At 70.2% G+C, this 17,629-nt stretch carries 17 protein-coding genes; 10 read left to right on the forward strand and 7 right to left on the reverse strand.

Annotation, left to right across the window (positions count from 1 at the left end):
- Positions 1-12 precede the first annotated feature (12 nt).
- Both A3M1_RS0108465 and A3M1_RS0108470 read left to right on the forward strand, forming a co-directional pair.
- Entirely contained in the window at positions 13-654 is a 642-nt protein-coding gene (locus tag A3M1_RS0108465) for an alpha-ketoglutarate-dependent dioxygenase AlkB (protein WP_018388521.1), read from the forward strand.
- Between the two features lie 53 nt (positions 655-707).
- On the forward strand, positions 708-1,670 hold the full coding sequence (locus tag A3M1_RS0108470; RefSeq protein ID WP_018388522.1) for a hypothetical protein: 963 nt from the start codon (positions 708-710) through the stop codon (positions 1,668-1,670).
- Between the two features lie 56 nt (positions 1,671-1,726).
- Here A3M1_RS0108470 and grpE read toward each other — a convergent pair whose 3' ends face one another.
- Together grpE and hrcA are read right to left on the reverse strand one after the other, a co-directional pair.
- Positions 1,727-2,347 carry a nucleotide exchange factor GrpE gene (grpE, locus tag A3M1_RS0108475; RefSeq protein WP_018388523.1) on the reverse strand — a complete coding sequence of 207 codons (621 nt, stop codon included), beginning with the start codon at positions 2,345-2,347 and terminating at the stop codon, positions 1,727-1,729.
- Between the two features lie 80 nt (positions 2,348-2,427).
- On the reverse strand, positions 2,428-3,528 hold the full coding sequence (gene hrcA / locus A3M1_RS0108480; protein ID WP_018388524.1) for a heat-inducible transcriptional repressor HrcA: 1,101 nt from the start codon (positions 3,526-3,528) through the stop codon (positions 2,428-2,430).
- Between the two features lie 215 nt (positions 3,529-3,743).
- Between hrcA and rph the strand changes: the two genes are divergently transcribed.
- The 3 genes from rph to hemW are packed head-to-tail and all read left to right on the forward strand — an operon-like array spanning position 3,744 to position 6,287.
- Complete coding sequence (gene rph, locus A3M1_RS0108485) at positions 3,744-4,457, forward strand: ribonuclease PH (protein ID WP_018388525.1); 714 nt, start codon at positions 3,744-3,746, stop codon at positions 4,455-4,457.
- Positions 4,454-5,119 (forward strand): non-canonical purine NTP pyrophosphatase, encoded by a 666-nt coding sequence (locus tag A3M1_RS0108490; protein ID WP_018388526.1) that lies wholly within the window; start codon positions 4,454-4,456, stop codon positions 5,117-5,119. The genes rph and A3M1_RS0108490 overlap by 4 nt, the downstream gene beginning before the upstream one ends.
- Positions 5,112-6,287: a radical SAM family heme chaperone HemW gene (hemW, locus tag A3M1_RS0108495; protein WP_018388527.1), complete on the forward strand. Its 1,176-nt coding sequence runs from the start codon at positions 5,112-5,114 to the stop codon at positions 6,285-6,287. The genes A3M1_RS0108490 and hemW overlap by 8 nt, the downstream gene beginning before the upstream one ends.
- A gap of 195 nt (positions 6,288-6,482) precedes the next feature.
- On the opposite strand, the gene A3M1_RS0108500 is transcribed toward hemW, so the two are convergent.
- Positions 6,483-7,688, reverse strand: a complete 1,206-nt coding sequence (locus A3M1_RS0108500; RefSeq protein ID WP_018388528.1) for a penicillin-binding protein activator — start codon at positions 7,686-7,688, stop codon at positions 6,483-6,485.
- A gap of 217 nt (positions 7,689-7,905) precedes the next feature.
- Between A3M1_RS0108500 and rsmI the strand changes: the two genes are divergently transcribed.
- From rsmI to gshB, 3 genes are all read left to right on the forward strand, one after another.
- Positions 7,906-8,853: a 16S rRNA (cytidine(1402)-2'-O)-methyltransferase gene (rsmI, locus tag A3M1_RS0108505; protein ID WP_018388529.1), complete on the forward strand. Its 948-nt coding sequence runs from the start codon at positions 7,906-7,908 to the stop codon at positions 8,851-8,853.
- Positions 8,846-9,253 carry a YraN family protein gene (locus A3M1_RS0108510; protein WP_018388530.1) on the forward strand — a complete coding sequence of 136 codons (408 nt, stop codon included), beginning with the start codon at positions 8,846-8,848 and terminating at the stop codon, positions 9,251-9,253. Before rsmI ends, A3M1_RS0108510 begins: the two co-directional genes overlap by 8 nt.
- Positions 9,254-9,365: 112 nt before the next feature.
- Entirely contained in the window at positions 9,366-10,307 is a 942-nt protein-coding gene (gene gshB / locus A3M1_RS0108515; protein ID WP_018388531.1) for a glutathione synthase, read from the forward strand.
- Between the two features lie 108 nt (positions 10,308-10,415).
- Here gshB and A3M1_RS0108520 read toward each other — a convergent pair whose 3' ends face one another.
- From A3M1_RS0108520 to A3M1_RS0108535, 4 genes are all read right to left on the reverse strand, one after another.
- The gene (locus A3M1_RS0108520; RefSeq protein WP_018388532.1) at positions 10,416-10,700 is read right to left on the reverse strand and encodes a DUF1150 domain-containing protein; all 285 of its coding nucleotides are present in this window, start codon (positions 10,698-10,700) and stop codon (positions 10,416-10,418) included.
- 46 nt (positions 10,701-10,746) lie between these two features.
- Positions 10,747-11,169, reverse strand: coding sequence for an Hsp20 family protein (locus tag A3M1_RS0108525; RefSeq protein WP_018388533.1), 423 nt, complete (start codon positions 11,167-11,169; stop codon positions 10,747-10,749).
- 340 nt (positions 11,170-11,509) lie between these two features.
- Positions 11,510-12,586 carry a GNAT family N-acetyltransferase gene (locus A3M1_RS0108530; protein WP_018388534.1) on the reverse strand — a complete coding sequence of 359 codons (1,077 nt, stop codon included), beginning with the start codon at positions 12,584-12,586 and terminating at the stop codon, positions 11,510-11,512.
- A 1,208-nt stretch (positions 12,587-13,794) separates the two neighbouring features.
- A complete protein-coding gene (locus A3M1_RS0108535; protein WP_018388535.1) occupies positions 13,795-15,327 on the reverse strand; it encodes a YifB family Mg chelatase-like AAA ATPase in 1,533 nt (510 codons plus the stop codon).
- A 252-nt stretch (positions 15,328-15,579) separates the two neighbouring features.
- Here A3M1_RS0108535 and A3M1_RS0108540 point away from each other — a divergent pair, with 252 nt between their 5' ends.
- Both A3M1_RS0108540 and A3M1_RS0108545 read left to right on the forward strand, forming a co-directional pair.
- Positions 15,580-16,053: a formate dehydrogenase subunit gamma gene (locus A3M1_RS0108540; protein ID WP_018388536.1), complete on the forward strand. Its 474-nt coding sequence runs from the start codon at positions 15,580-15,582 to the stop codon at positions 16,051-16,053.
- 11 nt (positions 16,054-16,064) lie between these two features.
- Positions 16,065-17,627: an NADH-quinone oxidoreductase subunit NuoF gene (locus A3M1_RS0108545; protein WP_026221225.1), complete on the forward strand. Its 1,563-nt coding sequence runs from the start codon at positions 16,065-16,067 to the stop codon at positions 17,625-17,627.
- Positions 17,628-17,629 lie beyond the last annotated feature (2 nt).

Below are 17,629 nucleotides of genomic sequence, written 5' to 3' on the forward strand. Positions count from 1 at the left end.
GGCGGGTGAAAGATGAGTGCGGCGGTCGACATCGTGCCCGGCTGCCGCTACTGGCCGGGCTGGCTCGACCGCGCGGCACAGGAGGCGCTGGCCGAGGAGCTGCGCCAGATCCTCGTCGAGGCCCCGCTGTTCACCCCGCTTATGCCGCGCACGGCAAAGCCCTTCTCGGTCCGCATGTCCAATTGCGGGCCGCTGGGCTGGGTGTCTGACGTGACGGGCTATCGCTACCAGCCGACGCATCCCGAAACCGGCCGGCCCTGGCCGCCCTTTCCCCCGGCGCTGACCCGCGCCTGGGACGCGCTCGCCGGCGCGGCGCCCGCCCCGGAAGCCTGCCTGATCAACTGGTACGCCCCCACGGCCCGCATGGGGCTGCACCAGGACCGGGACGAGGAGGAGTTTTCCGCGCCCGTCCTGTCGCTGTCGCTGGGCGACACCGCGCTGTTCCGCATCGGCGGCACGGCGCGCAAGGACCCAACCCGCTCGCTTCGCCTCGCCTCGGGCGACGCGCTGCTGCTGGCGGGACCGGCGCGGCTGGCCTTTCACGGCATTGATCGCATCTACCCGGGCAGCTCGACCCTGCTCAAGCAGCCCGGACGGATCAATCTGACGTTACGGCGCGTCCATGCGGCACCGGCGGGCGAAATTCGGCCTTGATGAACCCTCAGAAAGGGCGAAGTTACGGCTTCCTTAAGCTTGAAGGATTGCGAATGCGCCTTGTTGCCCGCTTTGCCGCCGCCGCCTTTGCTCTGGCAGTGCTCGGCCTCCCCGCCTCCGCCCAGACGATTTATCCCAATGACGGCACGATCGGCATGGTGCCGCCGGAGGGCATGGTGCCGGTGCCGGGCGTGCCCGGCTTCCAGGACCGCGCCGCCAGCGCCTCGATCCTCGTTCTCGAGATGCCCAAGCCCGCCTTCGCCGAGATCACCTCGAATTTCGCGCCGGAGGAACTGCAGAAGCAGGGCGTGACGGTGGAACAGCGCCGCGACGTGACGCTGGCCGACGGCGTGCCGGCCGTGCTGCTGAAGGGCTTCCAGACCGTCGGCGCCGGGGCGCTGAAGAAGTGGATCCTGATCGCCGGCGCCAAGGAGCAGACCGGCATGGTGACGGTGCAGTTCCCCGAGGCTTCCGCCGCCCGCTACCCCGACGCCAAGGTTGAGGAAGCGCTCAAGACCGTGGTCTTCCGCGCCCCGCCCAGCACCGAGGAGATGCTGGCCAAGCTGCCCTTCACCGTCGCCGAGACCGAGGGCTACAAGGTGATGAAGGTGATCGGCTCCAGCGCCGTGCTGCTCACCAAGCCGGAAACCGGCGCGGCCGGCGCGGCAGATAAAGGCGGGCCGCAGACCCAGTCCTTCTTCATCGTCGCCGTCGGCCCCGGCGAAATCCGCGAGGAAGAGCGCGAGGCCGCGGCCAAGCGGGCGATCACCAGCGTGCCCGGCATCAAGGAACTGCGCGTCGAGCGCGGCGGCCCGCTGCGCGTCGGCGGCCAGCCCGGCTTCGAGCTGATCGCCAATGCGGTGGACCAGCAGACCGGCCAGCCGGTGAAGGTGGCGCAATGGCTGAGCTTCGGCCGCACCGGCTATCTGCGCATGGTCGGCGTCGCGCCGACGGAGAATTTCGACGCCGATTACGGCGCCATGCGGGCCCTGCGCGACGGGGTCGCCCTGCGCTGAGCTTCGGCGCGGCAACAAAAAAGGGCCCTCGCAAGGGCCCTTTTACGGTCGGGCTCTCAGCCCTCGGCGGCCGGGGCTTCCGCCGGCGGCGCCTTGGGGCCGCCCTTGGACACACCGACAAGGGCCGGGCGCAGCACGCGCTCGCCGAGCTTGTAGCCGGGCTGGATGACCTGCACGACGGTGCCGGACGGCACCTCGGCATTGGGCACCTCGAACATCGCCTGATGCATGTTCGGGTCGAACTTGGCGCCTTCCGCCTCGATCCGCGCCACGCCATGCTTGGTCAGCGCCTGAATCAGGGCGCGGCCGGTGAGGTCGATGCCCTCCAGCAGGGTCTTCAGCGTGCCCTCGGCCTTGGCGCGGGCCTCGGCGTCGATGGCGCCCAGCGCGCGCTCGAAATCATCCGCCACGGTGAGCACGTCGCGGGCGAAGCCGGTGATGCCATAGATCTTGGCGTCCGCCACTTCGCGCTCGGCGCGGCGGCGCACATTGTCGGCCTCGGCGAAGGCGCGCAGGAACTTGTCCTTGAGCGCGACGATCTCGGCCTCCAGCCGCTCCTTCTCGGCGGCGAAGGCGGCGGCGAGATCGTCCGGCGCGCCCGCAGCGCCGTTCTCGGCGTCGACAGTCTGATCGGCCATGTCGGGCTGGTCAGCCGGAGTGCGGTTCTCGTCGCTCATGAATACCTCGTCGAAGAATGGATTTGCCCGGGCGGTGGGCCACCCGGACGCCCGCCATATCGGGTTGGACGGCGCAAAAATCAAGCCGCGTCGGAGCCTGGCCCGCCGAGAACGCGGCTGACGACGCGGGCGGTGAAGTCGACCATCGGCACGATGCGGGCATAGTTGAGCCGTGTCGGGCCGATCACCCCGAGCACGCCGACCACCCTTCCCTGCCCGTCGCGATAGGGCGCGACGATGGTGGAGGAGCCCGAGAGCGAGAACAGCTTGTTCTCCGAGCCGATGAAGATGCGCAGGCCCTGCGCGTCCTCGGCCCGGCCGAGCAGGTCGACCACCTCCTGCTTGGCGTCGAGATCGTCGAACAACAGGCGCACCCGCTCCAGATCCTCGATCGCGCGCAGATCCTGCAGCAGCCGCGTCTGCCCGCGCACGATCAGCCTCCGGTCGGCCTTCTCCCCGCCGGACCAGCTGGCCATGCCGCTTTCCACCACCCGCGCCGTCACTTCGTCGAGCTCGGCGCGGCGGGCGGCGAGCGTGCGCTCCACCTCGGCCCGCAGCTCGGTCAGGGTGCGCCCGCGCGTCAGCGAGGACAGGAAATTGGTCGCCTCCACCAGCGCCGAGGGCGGCAGGCCCTTGGGCAGCGGCACCAGGCGGTTTTCCACCTCGCCATCGTCGGAGACGAGGATCAGCAGCGCCCGGGTGGCGTCGAGGGGCACGAATTCGATATGTTTCAGGCGCACATCGGTCTTGCCTGTCGTGACGACGCCGGCGCCGCGCGACAGGCCGGAGAGCAGGTTGGAGGCCTCGGCCAGCACCCCGTCCACCGTCTGGGCGCGGGCGGCGGCGCGCACCTGCGTCTCGATCGAGTTGCGCTCATCCTCCGAGACATCGCCGATTTCCAGCAGCGCATCGACAAAGAAGCGCAGCCCGCGCTCGGTCGGCAGCCGGCCGGCGCTGGTATGCGGCGCGAAGATGAGGCCGGCGGCCTCAAGGTCCGCCATCACATTGCGCACCGAGGCCGGCGACAGGGTCATCGGAATGAGGCGGGAGATGTTGCGCGACCCCGCCGGCTCGCCGGTGGCGAGATAGGTTTCGACGATCTGCCGGAAGATCTCGCGCGAACGCTCGTCGAGCCGCGCCAGCGAAGGCGCGGTGGCCGCCAGAAATGGGTCGAGGGGCATCGCCGCGTTGGTCCCTTGTGTCGTCTACCCGTTCAGGGGTGGCTATTATCTCGGTATTCGCCGCCCATGTACAAGCGGGCGCGGTCGCGTGCCGCCCGGCGCCGGGTCAAGACTCCGCGCCCGGCGATTGCACCGGGCCCGCGCCACCCTTACAAGGTCCGGCCACAGGGCTGGGCTAAACTGCCCCGCCGCCCGCCGATCAGGAGACCCGCCGCATGCGCCCTTCCCGCCGCCTTCCCGACGAGATGCGTGCCGTGAGCTTCGAGCGCGGCGTGCTGCGCCATGCCGAGGGCTCATGCCTGGTGAAGTTCGGCGAGACCCATGTGCTGGTCGCCGCCACGCTGGAAGAGCGCCTGCCGCCCTGGCTGAAGGGGCAGGGGCGCGGCTGGGTGACGGCGGAATATGGCATGCTGCCGCGCGCCACCCATGAGCGCACCCGCCGCGAGGTGACGGCCGGCAAGCCTTCCGGCCGCACCCAGGAAATCCAGCGCCTGATCGGCCGCTCGCTGCGCGCCGTGGTCGATCTCGAAAAGCTCGGCGAGCGGCAGATCACCGTCGATTGCGACGTGATCCAGGCCGATGGCGGCACCCGCACCGCCTCCGTCACCGGGGCGTGGATCGCGCTGCATGACTGCCTGAGCTGGATGAAGTCGCGCGGCATGCTCTCCACCATCCCGCTGCGCGATCATCTCGCCGCCGTCTCCTGCGGCATCGTCGATGGCGAGCCGCGGCTCGATCTCGACTATGCCGAGGATTCCGACGCCCATACCGACGTCAACTTCGTCATGACGGGTTCCGGCGGCTTTGTCGAAATCCAGGGCACGGCAGAGAAGACGCCGTTTTCCCAGGAAGAGTTCGACGCCATGCTCGGCCTTGCCCGCAAGGGCGTGGCCAAGCTGGTCGACCTGCAGAAGCTGGCTGTCGCATGAACACCGCCCCGCACCGCCGGCTCGAAGGCCGCGTCATCATCGCCACCCATAATCCCGGCAAGCTGGAGGAGATGGCGGGCCTGCTCGCGCCCTATGGCGTCGACGTCGTCTCCGCTGGCGAGCTCGGCCTGCCCGAGCCGGAAGAAACCGGCCTCACCTTCACCGAGAATGCGCGCATCAAGGCGATCGCCGCCGCGACCGCCGCCGGCCTGCCGGCCTTCGCCGATGATTCCGGCCTGTGCGTCGATGCGCTGGGCGGCGCGCCGGGGCTCTATACCGCCCGCTGGGCCGGGCCGGAGAAGGACTTCATGGCGGCGATGACCCGCGTGGAGGAAGAGCTGCGCGACGCTGGTGCGGAACTGCCCGATCTGCGCCAGGCGCATTTCATCTCCGCCTTGTGCCTCGCCTGGCCGGATGGCCATGTCGAGGATTTCGAGGGCGTGGTCAACGGCACACTGGTCTGGCCGCCGCGCGGGCCGGCCGGCTTCGGCTATGACCCGATGTTCCAGCCCGACGGCCAGCCGGAAGACAATCCGCTCACCTTCGGTGAGATGTCGGGGGCCGAAAAGCACGGCCTGCCGCCGCTCGGCCGCGGCCTCTCGCACCGCGCGCGCGCCTTCATGGCGCTGGCGCAGGCCTGCCTCGGGGCGACCTTTGACTGAGCGCCCCCCGGCGCCGCCGCCGCTCGATCCCGGCTTCGGCGTCTATGTGCACTGGCCGTTCTGCAAGGCCAAATGCCCCTATTGCGACTTCAACTCGCATGTCCGCCATGCCCCGCCGGACCAGGCGCGCTTCGTCGCCGCGTTCCAGGCGGAGATCGCCCACACTCGCGCCCGCATCGGCCAGCGGCGCACCCAGAGCGTGTTCTTCGGCGGCGGCACCCCTTCGCTGATGGAGCCGGGCACGGTGGGGGCGATTCTCGACGCCATCAACGCCGCCTGGCCGCTCGACGCGCGGGCCGAGGTGACGCTGGAGGCCAACCCGACCAGCGTCGAGGCGGAGCGGTTTCGCGGCTATCGCGCCGCCGGCGTCAACCGCGTCTCGCTCGGCGTGCAGGCGCTCGACGATGCCGCGCTGAAGGCGCTGGGGCGCATGCACAGCGCGCAGGAGGCGCTGGGCGCGGTGGCGGTGGCGCGCGCCGCCTTCGAGCGCGTCTCCTTCGACCTCATCTATGCCCGCCCCGGCCAGACGCCGGAGGATTGGGCGCGCGAGCTCGGCCGCGCCATCGACGAGGGCTGCGAGCATCTCTCGCTCTACCAGCTCACCATCGAGGACGGCACGCCCTTCGCCGCGCTGCACCGCGCCGGCCGCCTGATCGTGCCCGACAGCGAGGCCGCCCGCGCGCTGTGGGACGTGACGCAGGAGACCACCCGCTCCGCCGGGCTGCCGGCCTATGAAGTTTCCAACCATGCCCGCCCCGGCGCCGAGAGCCGGCACAATCTTCTGTACTGGCGCTATGGCGAATATGCCGGCATCGGCCCCGGCGCGCATGGAAGGCTCGACACACCGGAGGCGCGGGTCGCCACCTCCACCGAGCGCGGGCCGGAGGAATGGGTGGCGCGGGTCGAGGCCGCCGGGCACGGCGTCATCGTCGACGAGAAGCTCACCCGCGCGGAGCAGGCCGACGAATATCTGCTGATGGGGCTGCGGCTGCTGGAAGGCATCGACGCCCGCCGCTTCGCCCGGCTGGCGGGCCGCCCCTTCGACCCGGCACGGGTGGCGGCGCTGCTGGAAGACGGCATGATCGAGGCGCTGCCGGACGAGCGCCTGCGCGCCACCGATCTCGGCCTGCCGGTGCTCGACGCCATCGTCGCCGATCTGGCGGCGTGAATCTGGCGGCGTGATCTGGCGCGTGAGGGCCGGGCACATCGTCATGGCCGGGCTTGGCCCGGCCATCCACGTCTTCTCTTCAGCCGCCGCTAAACAGTCGTGGATCCCCGGGCCAAGCCCGGGGATGACGGGTGCTCTCGCTGGGCTCGCACCTCAGGATGACGGTGCGCGTTGGCGCGGCTGAAACGTTCCGCCTCACATCCCCTGCGCGAAGCTGCGCGGGGCGGGGCTGACGATCTGGGTGGTGCCGCCGGAAATCTGCATCACCGCCAGCCCGCGCTCATTGGTGCCATCGGCGCGGAAGCGGAAAATGCCGTCGACGCCGGAAAAGCCCGAGGGGTTCTGGATCGCCGCGTCGGTGATGCCGGCCTCGCCATAGGAGTTCACCAGCGCCGCCATCAGCGACACCGCATCATGCGAGAGCGTGGTGGTGCGCACCGGCTCGCGGCCGAAGCGCGCCCGGTAGCGGGCGGCGAAGGCGCGGAAGCCTGCCGTGTCGGGCGCGGCGAAGATGCCGCCGTTCATCGCCGGATTGGCGAACAGCTTGGCATCGTCCCACAGGCCGGTGCCGATCAGCTGCTTGCCGGCGAGGCTGGCGCCCGAGGCCGACAGCGCCTGCACGATCTGCGGCACGGTGTCGGCGGCGTCGGGGAGGAACACCGCATCGGCCTGCGCCACCGAGCCGGCGAGCCGGCGCGCGGCCTCCGCCGCCTGGCCGGCGCCATAGCGCTCCAGCCCGACCACGCGCCCGCCGACGGTGGGCACGGTTTCGCGGAAGGCGGCCTCGACCACCGAGCCATAGGCATTGTCCGGCACCAGCCCGACAAAGGAGCGCCGCCCATTGGCGGCGGCGTAGCGGATCACCCGCTCGACATCGGTCTGCGGCAGGAAGCTGAGGAGATAGACCCCGTGCGTCGCCACATTGGTATCGGTAGAGAAGCCGATGAGCGGCACGCCGCGCTGGCGCGCCACCTGGCCGGCGGCGGCAACGGAATGGGCGAAGAGCGGGCCGATAATGGCGCGCGCGCCCTCGTCCAGCGCCTGCTGCGCGGCGGCCTGCGCTCCCGGTCCGGTGCCGCCATCATCCTTGACGATCAGCCGGATGCGGGCGCCGGAGAATTCCGACAGCGCCATCTCCGCCGCGTTGCGCAAGGAGAGCGCCACCGCGCCGGCATTGCCGGAGGCGCCGAGCGGCAGGATGAGGCCGATCGGGGTGCCGGTGCCAAGGCCGGCATTCGGGTCCGGCGGCAGTTGCGGCTGTGGCAGCGCCGCCTGCGGCGCGCTCATCTCCGGCCCGGAGGAGCAGGCGGCCAGTCCCGCCGCGCCGGCCATGAGGAGAAAGCCGCGCCGGCTGGTACGGGCGAGGCGTGCGCGGATCGCGGCCGTGTCCTTCGCGTTCATGCGGTGCGTTCGGCTCGGCTGTGCGCCTGCCACCCTGGCGGACGTCGCTGACCCTTTTTAGGACGGCGGGACTCGCCCTGTCACCTCGCCGCCGGGGCGCGGGCGGCGAAAGCGCGACATATCCACCCGTTCGGCCCGGTTTCCGGCGATTTTAGCCCGCGCCAGTGCGCCACGAGACGCATGACGGCAGCGCCGGGGCTCTCTACAATGCGCCGCCATGACCCTTCCCATTGATGCCGTTTCCCCCGATCCGCTTTCCGCCGAACCCGCCCCCGACACGGCGTCCGCCCGCCGTTTCCGCATCGGCGCGCACAGCCTTCCCGCCGCGCGCCCGCAACCCGGCCTGTACATCGTCGCCACGCCGATCGGCAATCTCGGCGACGTGACGCTGCGGGCGCTGGAGACGCTGGCGGGTGCCGACATCATCGCCTGCGAGGACACCCGCATCACACGGCGGCTGCTGGAGCGTTACGGAATCGAAACGAAGCTGGTGGCCTATCACGATCACAATGCCGAGCAGGCGCGCCCCCGGCTGCTGGCACGGCTGGCCGAAGGCGGCGTGGTGGCGCAGGTGTCGGATGCCGGCACACCGTTGATCTCCGATCCCGGCTACAAGCTGGTGGCGGCGGCGATCGAGGCCGGGCACCGCGTCATTCCGCTGCCCGGCGCCTCGGCCAGCCTTGCCGCGCTGGTGGCGGCGGGGCTGCCGACCGACCGCTTCTTCTTCGAGGGTTTTCTCCCGCCCAAGAGTGGCGCCCGCCGCACCCGCATCAGCGAGCTGAAGACGCTGCCGGCGACGCTGATCCTCTATGAGAGCGGCCCGCGCCTGCCGGAAAGCCTCGCCGACCTCCATGAGGGGCTCGGCCCCCGCCCGGCGGCGGTGTGCCGCGAGCTGACCAAGACCTTCGAGGAGGCGCGGCGCGGCACGCTGGACGTGCTCGCCGCCTTCTATGCCGAGGCCGGCCCGCCCAGGGGCGAGATCGTGCTGGTGATCGGCCCGCCGGGGGCGGAGGAATCCAGCGCCGCCGATCTCGACGTGGCGCTGAAGCAGGCGCTCGCCAGCCTTTCGGTCAAGGATGCGGCGGCGGCGGTGGCGACCGCGACCGGCCTGCCGCGCCGCGCCGTCTATGCCCGGGCGCTCGCGCTGCAGGGCGGCGATGGCTGACGAGGCGCGGCCGGAGGGGGCACCGCCGGAGGGCGCGCAGAAGCAGCGCCGCCGCGCCGCCTTCACCCGTGGCATGGCGGCGGAGGCCGCCGCCGCCGCCCTGTTCGAAGCCGAGGGCTTCGTCATTCTGGAGCGACGCGCCCGCACCCCGCGCGGCGAGATCGACCTGGTGGCGCGGCGCGACGGGCTGCTGGTGTTCATCGAGGTGAAGGCGCGGGCCTCACTGCGTTTCGCGGCCGAATCGATTTTGCTGCGCCAGCGCCGGCGCATTGTCGGCGCGGCGGAAATCTATCTCTCCCGCCACCCGGAGCTGGCCGAGCTCGACATGCGGCTCGACGTGGTGCTGGTGGCGCCGGGCGCGCCGCCGCTGCACCTGCCGGGCGCCTTCGAGGCGGAATGAGCGGGGAAACGAGGTCGTGGCGCGACGCCGCGCGAGCGATTAAACAGGAAGGCGAATGCCGCCGGGCGACCCCGCCTTCGGCCGGCTCCCTCCTGTCGCAGACGGAACTCTCATGAGCCTCAACGTCGCCGTCCAGATGGACCCGATCGACCGCATCAATATTGCGGGCGATTCCGCCTTCGCCCTGATGCTGGAAGCGCAGGCCCGCGGCCATGCGCTCGCCTATTACACGCCGGACCGGATGGCGATGCGCGATGGCGAGGTGTTCGCCACCGTTCAGCCGCTGGAAGTGCGCGACCTGAAGGGCGGCCATTTCACCCTCGGCGAGCCCAGGCGCGTGCGGCTCGACACGTTCGACGTGATCCTGATGCGGCAGGATCCGCCCTTCGACCTGAACTACATCACCGCGACGCATCTGCTGGAGCGCATCCATCCCCGCACGCTGGTGGTGAACGACCCCGCCCATGTGCGCAACGCGCCGGAAAAGATCTTCGTCACCGAATTTCCCGATTTGATGCCGCCGACGCTGATCACCCGCGACCTCGACGAGATCAAGGCGTTCCGCGACGAGTTCGGCGACATCGTGATGAAGCCGCTCTATGGGCATGGCGGCGCCTCGGTGTTCCGCCTCACCCGCGACGACCTGAATTTCGGCTCGCTCTACGATCTGTTCGCCACCACCTTCCGCGAGCCCTGGGTGGTGCAGCGCTTCCTCCCCGAGGTGAAGCATGGCGACAAGCGCATCATCCTGGTGGACGGGGTGTTCGCCGGCGCGGTCAACCGCGTGCCGAGCGAGGGCGATCTGCGCTCCAACATGGTGCGCGGCGGGGCGGCGGCGGAAACCGACCTGACGCCGCGCGAGCGCGAGATCTGCGAGCGGCTGGGCCCGGCGCTGCGGGCGCGCGGGCTGCTGCTCACCGGCATCGACGTGATCGACGGCCATCTCACCGAGATCAACGTCACCGCCCCGACCGGCATCCGCGCCATCAAGCGGATCGGCGGGCCGGACATCGCGCCGATCGTGTGGGACATGATCGAGGCCAAGCGAGCCTGACCCGCGTCTGAAGCGGGCGCGCCTGTCGCACATCGGCCGGCCAGACATGAAAACGGCACCGCCTCGGCAAGAGACGGTGCCGTCTTTGCGTCGCGCACGCGGCGCAGTTCAGTGGACGCTGAGCGTCACCAGCTCGTTCTGCATCGCGTTGGCGATCGCCGCCTCACGGCTGTCGGTCAGCATGATCGGCGTGCCATCGGCGGCGTGCAGGGTGAACAGCACGAGGCCGGGCGAGAGATGGGCCTGCGGGAACATTTCCGCCGCCTCTTCGGAACGGATGGTGCGCAGATAGGCGATGTGCCCGCCGCCGAGATTGGCGAAATCTTCCGCGGTGAGGGCGCCGGCGAGCGCCGAACCGGCGGAGGCGGGGTCGATGTGGAATTCGTTGGTCATGATCGGCTACTCCTCTGCGTACAGTCGAGACCGGCTTGGGGCTCCGTCATTCATCCGTCGCTATGGTGATACGCCGGACGATGCGTTCCGGTTCCGGCCGCACCAGCTCGACGCAGAGCAGGCCGTTCTTCAGCTCGGCACCGATCACCCGCATGCCCTCGGCCAGCACGAAGACGCGCTGGAACTGGCGTGCGGCGATGCCACGGTGAAGGAAGACCCGCCCGGGTTCTTCGCTCTGGCGGCCACGGATGACGAGTTCCTTCTCCTCCACCGTCACCTCCAGCTGCTCGCGGGTGAAGCCCGCGACGGCCAGGGTGATGCGGAGCTTTTCCGGCTGCTCGGACGTGGCCACCCGCTCGATATTGTAGGGCGGGTACCCGTCGGAACCTTTCATGACACGGTCGAGCGCCCGCTCGACCTCGTCAAAGCCAAGCAGGAAGGGGCTCGACAGCGAGGGAATACGCGACATGCTCCCAAAGTCCTCGTCTGAAGCGACTTTGTGTGATGGGACCCCGTTCAGGCATCCCGTTGGGAAGCGATATGGGACAGCGCCCGCCTCCGCGCAAGACGAGGGCCGGGCGATCAGCGACGCAAAGGGAGGCGGCGGGGCGCCAGAGCGGCGCCGCTCGCGCGCGCCGGGCCGAGCGGCAGGAGTCTGGCAGGCAGCTGTCGGGGGGAGAGGGGACAGCTGGCTCAGCGGGACGGGGGCTTGGCGGCGGGCAGCGGCGCCGGGGTGAGCCCCCGCTCACCTTCCGGCGCACCGGAAGGTGTTCGCAAAGGCCTTCAAGGCCGCCAGCCCCCCGCCTCGATCAGGCGGCGTGGCGTTCGCCATTGACGCCGAAATGATCGAGATAGCGCGGGCTGATCTTCTCCACCGGCAGCACGATAAGCACATCGGTGGTGCCGAACTGGCGATCGACGACAGCGCCGCGCCCGATCTGGGCGCCGAGGCGCAGATATCCCTTGATCAGCGGCGGCAGAGCGGCCAGCGCCGCCTTGGCGTCCAGCGCTTCGACCGAGACGAGGTCCATCGGCGCGGCATGGCGGGGCAGCGCCTGCGCCGCCCATTCCGGATCGGTCGGCGCGAAATGGTGCAGGAAGGCGAGCGGGCGGGCCAGCGCCTGCGGGTCGCAGCCCTCGAGGCTGGCGCAGCCGAACATCACATCGATGCCGTGCCGGCGCACATAGGCCCAGATGCCGTGCCAGAGCAGTTCCACCGTGCGCTTGTTGCGGTAGGAGGCGAGCACGCAGGAGCGGCCGAGCTCCAGGAAGCGGCGGTGCGGATGGCGTGCCAGCAACGGGGCGATGTCGAACTCGCTCGCCGTGTAGAAGCCATTGTGGCGGTCGGCGATTTCCTGGCGCAGCAGGCGATACGTGCCGACGACGCGCGGCACGCGCTTGCCACGCACCATCCGGCAGGAGTCGTGGTCGAGCACCAGAAGGTGATCGCAAATGCCGTCAAAGGCGTCGACATCGCGCCGGGTGAGCCGCATGGCGGCGGCGGGCGTCGCCGACATTTCCTCGTAGAACACCTCGTAGCGCAGGCGCTGGGCGCGGCGCACATCCGCCGCCGTCACCGCCAGGCGCACTTCCAGCGCGCCGATCCGCCCCAGCGCCGCCGGGCCGGGTTCGCCCCGGCTGCCGCGATGGCGCACGCCGGAATAGGAGCGTAGCGCCGGCATCAGGCGGGAGGGGGTGAACGCTGCCGGCACCAGCCGCAGCGGCGCGGCGCCCTTCGGGCCCGGCGTCGCGTGCTTGGCGTTGAATTTGGGGGTGAAGAAGCTGCGCCAGGCCGCCAGCCCGGGGGGGGCGAGCGAGGCGGTGAGGGCGGCGACACGCGACGCTGGCGGTGTCTCGACAGTCCCATCGGCGAACAGCTGCGTCATGACCGACCCCCCACGCTGCCTTCACTATAGCGTTTTGTGACAGGAATCACATTTCTCGGACGCCCATGTGACAGCCCGACCGCAGCGGCCTGCCGCAGGGGGAGGCCGGACCGCCGGCAGGGGGGGTGACAACGCCCGTGCGGCGGAGCGGACGGCTCGTGCGCGCCAGCGATTTCGATGGGGTGCGAGGGGCAAGGAGGGGGAAGTTGAGCGGCAGACGTGACCGCCGGTGGCCGGCCGTCGCGCGCGGACGGGGTGTGCGGACGGGGTGTGCGGACAGGGCGTGCGGGCGAGGCGGATGCGTGCCAAGCCTGCTCGCCCGGTCCTCTTGGCCCGGCCCGCTTGGTCCGGTTCCATTGGTCTGGTCCTCTCGGTCCTCTTGGTCTGGTCCAGCTCTCCCAATCCTGCTCGCCAGTTCCTGCTTGCCAGTTCCTGCTCGTGCCGCGCGGCTCCCCAACACCCGCCGCGGTTCGCGGCGAGCGCCCCTCTGGAAACGCTTCCCGCCGCCTCGTCCCGACACGCCGCCGTCGTGTCCGTGAGCGGGGACATACCCGGCGAATGATCGCGGCTCTCCTCTCCTTGCGAGGGCCGGGGCGACGGGCCTCCGAGGTTTTCCGGAACGATCCTGGGCGAGAGTTCCCTTCTCCAAATTACTCCGTCACGCCAGCACGCAAGCGCGGCGGGGTCCCGTCCGTGCGCGGGGAGATATCCCGGCGAACGACTCCGGCTCTTCGCCTCCGGCTGCGGCGGAGAGGGCGGCCGCCAGACATTTTCCGAACGGTTGCCGAGCGGCGACAAGGCGTATCCTCGCGCCTCCTTGCCGCCGCGATGCCGCCGTGGGACGCCCTTCATCAAGCCCTGACCACACGGCGCGGAATGGCACGCCCGTCCTCTCGTCCCCGTCCCCTATGCGCGTGAACCTGATCCCCACGCTCCCATCAAGACCACTCCAACGGCCCCTTCTGAGGTCTCAGCGTCTCCCGGCCCCGACCTTCCACGTCCCGACGCTCGACGTCCCGACCCTCCGCGTCTCAAAATTCCCTAATCGGCCCACACGCCTGACAGGCTTCGACGGTCCGCGCGCTCCGCCTAGCGGCGCAACTCCCTTTCGCGCGGCCGCCGGCCTGCCGCGCTGCCCCGGCCGCCGACGTGCTGGGTGTGCTCCAGGCGTGTGCCGTGGCACGCTGCCCCGTGGCGTATCTCCCCTCTCAGGCCGCCGCGGCGTTGCGGTCGGCGGCGGCGCGATAGGCGAGCGCTTCGGCGAGATGGGCCCGCCCGACCGATTCGGCGCCGGCAAGATCGGCCAGGGTGCGCGCCACCCGCAGCACCCGGTGATAGCCGCGTGCCGAGAGGCGCATGAGCTTGGCGGCGTCCGCCAGCAGGGCCGACCCGGCGGCGTCCGGGGTGGCGATCTCTTCCAGCACCGGCCCGCTGGCTTCGGCATTGGTGAACAGGTCCGGCCGGCCGAGCGCGCAGAAGCGTTCGCGCTGCACGATTCGCGCCTGCGCCACCCGCCGCGCGACGGCGGCGCTGGGCTCGGACGGGCCGGGGCGCACCAGATCGACCGCCGCGACCGCCGGCACGTCGAGATGCAGATCGATCCGGTCGAGAAACGGGCCGGACAGGCGCGCCTGGTACTCCGCCGCGCAGCGCGGCCCGCGCCGGCAGGTCTGCCCCGGCTCGCCGGCCCGGCCGCAGCGACAGGGGTTCATCGCCGCGATCAGCTGGAAGCGGGCGGGGTAGGAGATGCGGTGATTGGCGCGGGCGATCACCGCCTCGCCGGTCTCCAGCGGCTGGCGCAGCGAATCGAGTACGGCGGGGGCGAATTCCGGCAATTCATCGAGGAACAGCACGCCATTATGCGCCAGCGACACCTCGCCCGGGCGCGCCCGCATGCCGCCGCCCACCATCGCCGCCATGCTGGCGGAATGGTGCGGGGCACGGAAGGGGCGCCGGCTGGTGAGCGCGCCGCCCTGCAGCGTGCCGGCGACCGAGGCGACCATCGACACTTCGAGCAGCTCGGATGGGGTGAGCGGCGGCAGGATGGAGGGAAGCCGCTGCGCCAGCATGGACTTGCCGGCCCCCGGCGGGCCGCTGAGCAGGAGATTGTGGCGCCCGGCGGCGGCGATTTCCAGCGCCCGGCGCGCGGTTTCCTGGCCCTTCACCTCCGCCAGATCCGGCAGATGCGCCGTGCCGGCCTCCAGGCGCGGCTCCGGGCGGGCGAGCAATTGGCGGCCGGCGAAGTGATTGACCAGCTGGATCAGCGAGTGCGGCGCCAGCACCGCCATGTCAGGGCTGGCCCAGGCGGCCTCCGGCCCGCAGGCTTCCGGGCAGATCAGGCCATGATTGCGGGCATTGGCGCCGATGGCGGCCGGCAGGACGCCGGAGACGGCGGCGATGCGCCCGTCCAGCGCCAGTTCGCCCACCACGGTGAACCCGTCCAGCGCGTCGGGGCCGATGGCGCCGATCGCCGCCATCAGGCCGAGGGCGATCGGCAGGTCGTAATGGCTGCCTTCCTTCGGCAGGTCGGCGGGGGCGAGGTTGACGGTGATGCGCCGGGCGGGAAGGGCGAGGCCGGAGGCGGTGAGGGCGGCGCGCACCCGTTCCTTCGCCTCGGTGACCGCCTTGTCGGCCAGACCGACGAGATTGAAGGCCGGCAGGCCCGGGCTCACCTGAACTTGAACGTCGACCGGGCGGGTCTCGACGCCCTCGAACGCCACCGTTGCCACGCGCTGGACCATCGACGCCCTCCTGACGGAGCCTGGCGCACCGCCAGCCGGCGAACGCGCTGGTGGCACGATACGGGCTCGGCCGCCGACGTCAAGAACAATACAGGAACAAACCCTGCGAAAGATGAACAAAACGTTAGGGAAGGGGGTGCGCAGCCTTATGATAGAAAAATTCTATCGTGGCACGGAACACCTGAATTGATTTCGCTTCCCGTGCGTACCATCCTTACCTTTGGAAAATTCTAAAAGAAGGCTACGGGAGAAATGCCGCATTACGAACCCTGGAGCGACGAGCGCGCCCGCGCGGTCATCGATGAGTTCGCTCATCTGGAAGGCCCGCTGATGCCGATGCTCCACGCGGTGCAGGAGACGTTCGGCCACGTTCCCGACGCCGTCGTGCCGATGCTGGCCGAGAAGCTCAATGTCTCGCGCGCCGAAGTCCATGGCGTCGTCACCTTCTACCATGATTTCCGCCACGAGCCGGCCGGCCGCCATGTGCTGAAGCTCTGCCGCGCCGAGGCCTGCCAGGCGGCGGGCGGCGACGCGCTGGCCGAGCATGCCGAGCACAAGCTCGGCTGCAAGCTGGGCGAGACCACGGCGGACGGGCGCGTCACCGTCGAGCCGATCTACTGCCTCGGCCTGTGCGCCACGGCGCCGTCGGCCATGCTGGACGGCAAGATCGTGGCGCGGCTCAATGAGCGCCGGCTCGACGCCCTGATCGCGGAGGCGCAGTCGTGAGCACCGATTCCATGACCATTCGCATCTACGTTCCCAAGGACGCCTGCGCCATCGCCTGCGGCGCCGACGAGGTGGCCGAGGCCATCGCTGCCGTGTCGCTGGCCCGCAATGAGCCGGTCGAGATCGTGCGCAACGGTTCGCGCGGCATGCTCTGGCTGGAGCCGATGATCGAGGTCGTCACCGATGAGGGCCGCATCGCCTATGGCCCGGTCGAGGCCGGCGATGTCGAGGGCCTGTTCGCGGCCGGCTTCCTCACCGGCGCCGACCATGCGCTGCGCATCGGCAAGCCGGAGGAACACCCCTTCCTTGCCAAGCAGACGCGCCTCACCTTCGCCCGCTGCGGCATCATCGACCCGGCTTCTTACGAGGATTACCGCGCCCATGGCGGCTATCGCGGGCTGGAGCGCGCGCTGACGCTGGGCCCGGCGGGCATCATCGAGGAAGTGAAGACCTCCGGCCTGCGCGGGCGCGGCGGCGCCGGCTTCCCGACCGCCATCAAGTGGAAGACGGTGGCGGACGCCAAAGGCGACCAGAAATACATCGTCTGCAACGCCGACGAGGGCGACAGCGGCACCTTCGCCGACCGCATGATCATGGAGGGCGACCCCTTCGAGCTGATCGAGGGCATGACCATCGCCGGCATCGCGGTGGGTGCCACCAAGGGCTATGTCTACACCCGCTCGGAATATCCGCACGCCATCTGGGCGATGGAGAAGGCGGTGGAGGTGGCGCGGGCCAATGGCATGCTCGGCGCCAACATCGCCGGCTCGCCCTACAGCTTCGACATGGAAGTCCGCATGGGCGCCGGCGCCTATGTGTGCGGCGAGGAAACCGCCCTGCTCGACAGCCTGGAAGGTAAGCGCGGCACGGTGCGCGCCAAGCCGCCGCTGCCGGCGCATAAGGGCCTGTTCCAGAAGCCGACCGTCATCAACAACGTGCTCTCGCTCACCGCCGTGCCGCATATCCTGGCCGATGGCGGGCAGTTCTACGCCGATTTCGGCATGGGTCGCTCGCGCGGCACGATGCCGATCCAGATCGCCGGCAATGTGAAGTTTGGCGGCCTGTTCGAGACCGCCTTCGGCATCACGCTGGGCGAGCTGGTGAACGATATCGGCGGCGGCACCGCCACCGGCAAGCCGGTCAAGGCCGCGCAGGTCGGCGGCCCGCTCGGCGCCTATGTGCCGACCTGGCAGTTCGACCTGCCCTTCGACTATGAATCGTTCGCGGCCAAGGACGCGCTGATCGGCCATGGCGGCATCGTCGTGTTCGATGAGAGCTCCGACCTCGCCAAGATGGCCCGCTTCGCCATGGAGTTCTGCTCCGTGGAAAGCTGCGGCAAGTGCACGCCCTGCCGCATCGGGTCGACGCGCGGCGTCGAATTGATGGACAAGATCATCGCCGGCGAGCGCGTCACCGCCAACCTGGCGACGCTTACCGACCTCTGCCAGACGATGAAGCTCGGATCCCTTTGCGCCCTTGGCGGGTTTACCCCGTATCCGGTGCTGAGTGCGCTGAACCATTTCCCCGAGGATTTCGGTGCGCCCCCGCGCGTCGTCCTCGAAGCCGCCGAATAGGA

This window comes from Ancylobacter sp. FA202, from assembly GCF_000380205.1.
GTDB lineage: Bacteria > Pseudomonadota > Alphaproteobacteria > Rhizobiales > Xanthobacteraceae > Ancylobacter.

What these genes read in the sequence shown, in the direction of transcription:
- A3M1_RS0108465 (WP_018388521.1), top strand. Translation starts at nt 13, where the DNA reads ATGAGTGCGGCGGTCGACATCGTGCCCGGCTGCCGCTACTGGCCGGGC.
- A3M1_RS0108470 (WP_018388522.1), top strand. Translation starts at nt 708, where the DNA reads ATGCGCCTTGTTGCCCGCTTTGCCGCCGCCGCCTTTGCTCTGGCAGTG.
- grpE (WP_018388523.1), bottom strand. Translation starts at nt 2,347, where the DNA reads ATGAGCGACGAGAACCGCACTCCGGCTGACCAGCCCGACATGGCCGAT.
- hrcA (WP_018388524.1), bottom strand. Translation starts at nt 3,528, where the DNA reads ATGCCCCTCGACCCATTTCTGGCGGCCACCGCGCCTTCGCTGGCGCGG.
- rph (WP_018388525.1), top strand. Translation starts at nt 3,744, where the DNA reads ATGCGCCCTTCCCGCCGCCTTCCCGACGAGATGCGTGCCGTGAGCTTC.
- A3M1_RS0108490 (WP_018388526.1), top strand. Translation starts at nt 4,454, where the DNA reads ATGAACACCGCCCCGCACCGCCGGCTCGAAGGCCGCGTCATCATCGCC.
- A3M1_RS0108500 (WP_018388528.1), bottom strand. Translation starts at nt 7,688, where the DNA reads ATGAACGCGAAGGACACGGCCGCGATCCGCGCACGCCTCGCCCGTACC.
- rsmI (WP_018388529.1), top strand. Translation starts at nt 7,906, where the DNA reads ATGACCCTTCCCATTGATGCCGTTTCCCCCGATCCGCTTTCCGCCGAA.
- A3M1_RS0108510 (WP_018388530.1), top strand. Translation starts at nt 8,846, where the DNA reads ATGGCTGACGAGGCGCGGCCGGAGGGGGCACCGCCGGAGGGCGCGCAG.
- gshB (WP_018388531.1), top strand. Translation starts at nt 9,366, where the DNA reads ATGAGCCTCAACGTCGCCGTCCAGATGGACCCGATCGACCGCATCAAT.
- A3M1_RS0108520 (WP_018388532.1), bottom strand. Translation starts at nt 10,700, where the DNA reads ATGACCAACGAATTCCACATCGACCCCGCCTCCGCCGGTTCGGCGCTC.
- A3M1_RS0108525 (WP_018388533.1), bottom strand. Translation starts at nt 11,169, where the DNA reads ATGTCGCGTATTCCCTCGCTGTCGAGCCCCTTCCTGCTTGGCTTTGAC.
- A3M1_RS0108530 (WP_018388534.1), bottom strand. Translation starts at nt 12,586, where the DNA reads ATGACGCAGCTGTTCGCCGATGGGACTGTCGAGACACCGCCAGCGTCG.
- A3M1_RS0108535 (WP_018388535.1), bottom strand. Translation starts at nt 15,327, where the DNA reads ATGGTCCAGCGCGTGGCAACGGTGGCGTTCGAGGGCGTCGAGACCCGC.
- A3M1_RS0108540 (WP_018388536.1), top strand. Translation starts at nt 15,580, where the DNA reads ATGCCGCATTACGAACCCTGGAGCGACGAGCGCGCCCGCGCGGTCATC.
- A3M1_RS0108545 (WP_026221225.1), top strand. Translation starts at nt 16,065, where the DNA reads ATGACCATTCGCATCTACGTTCCCAAGGACGCCTGCGCCATCGCCTGC.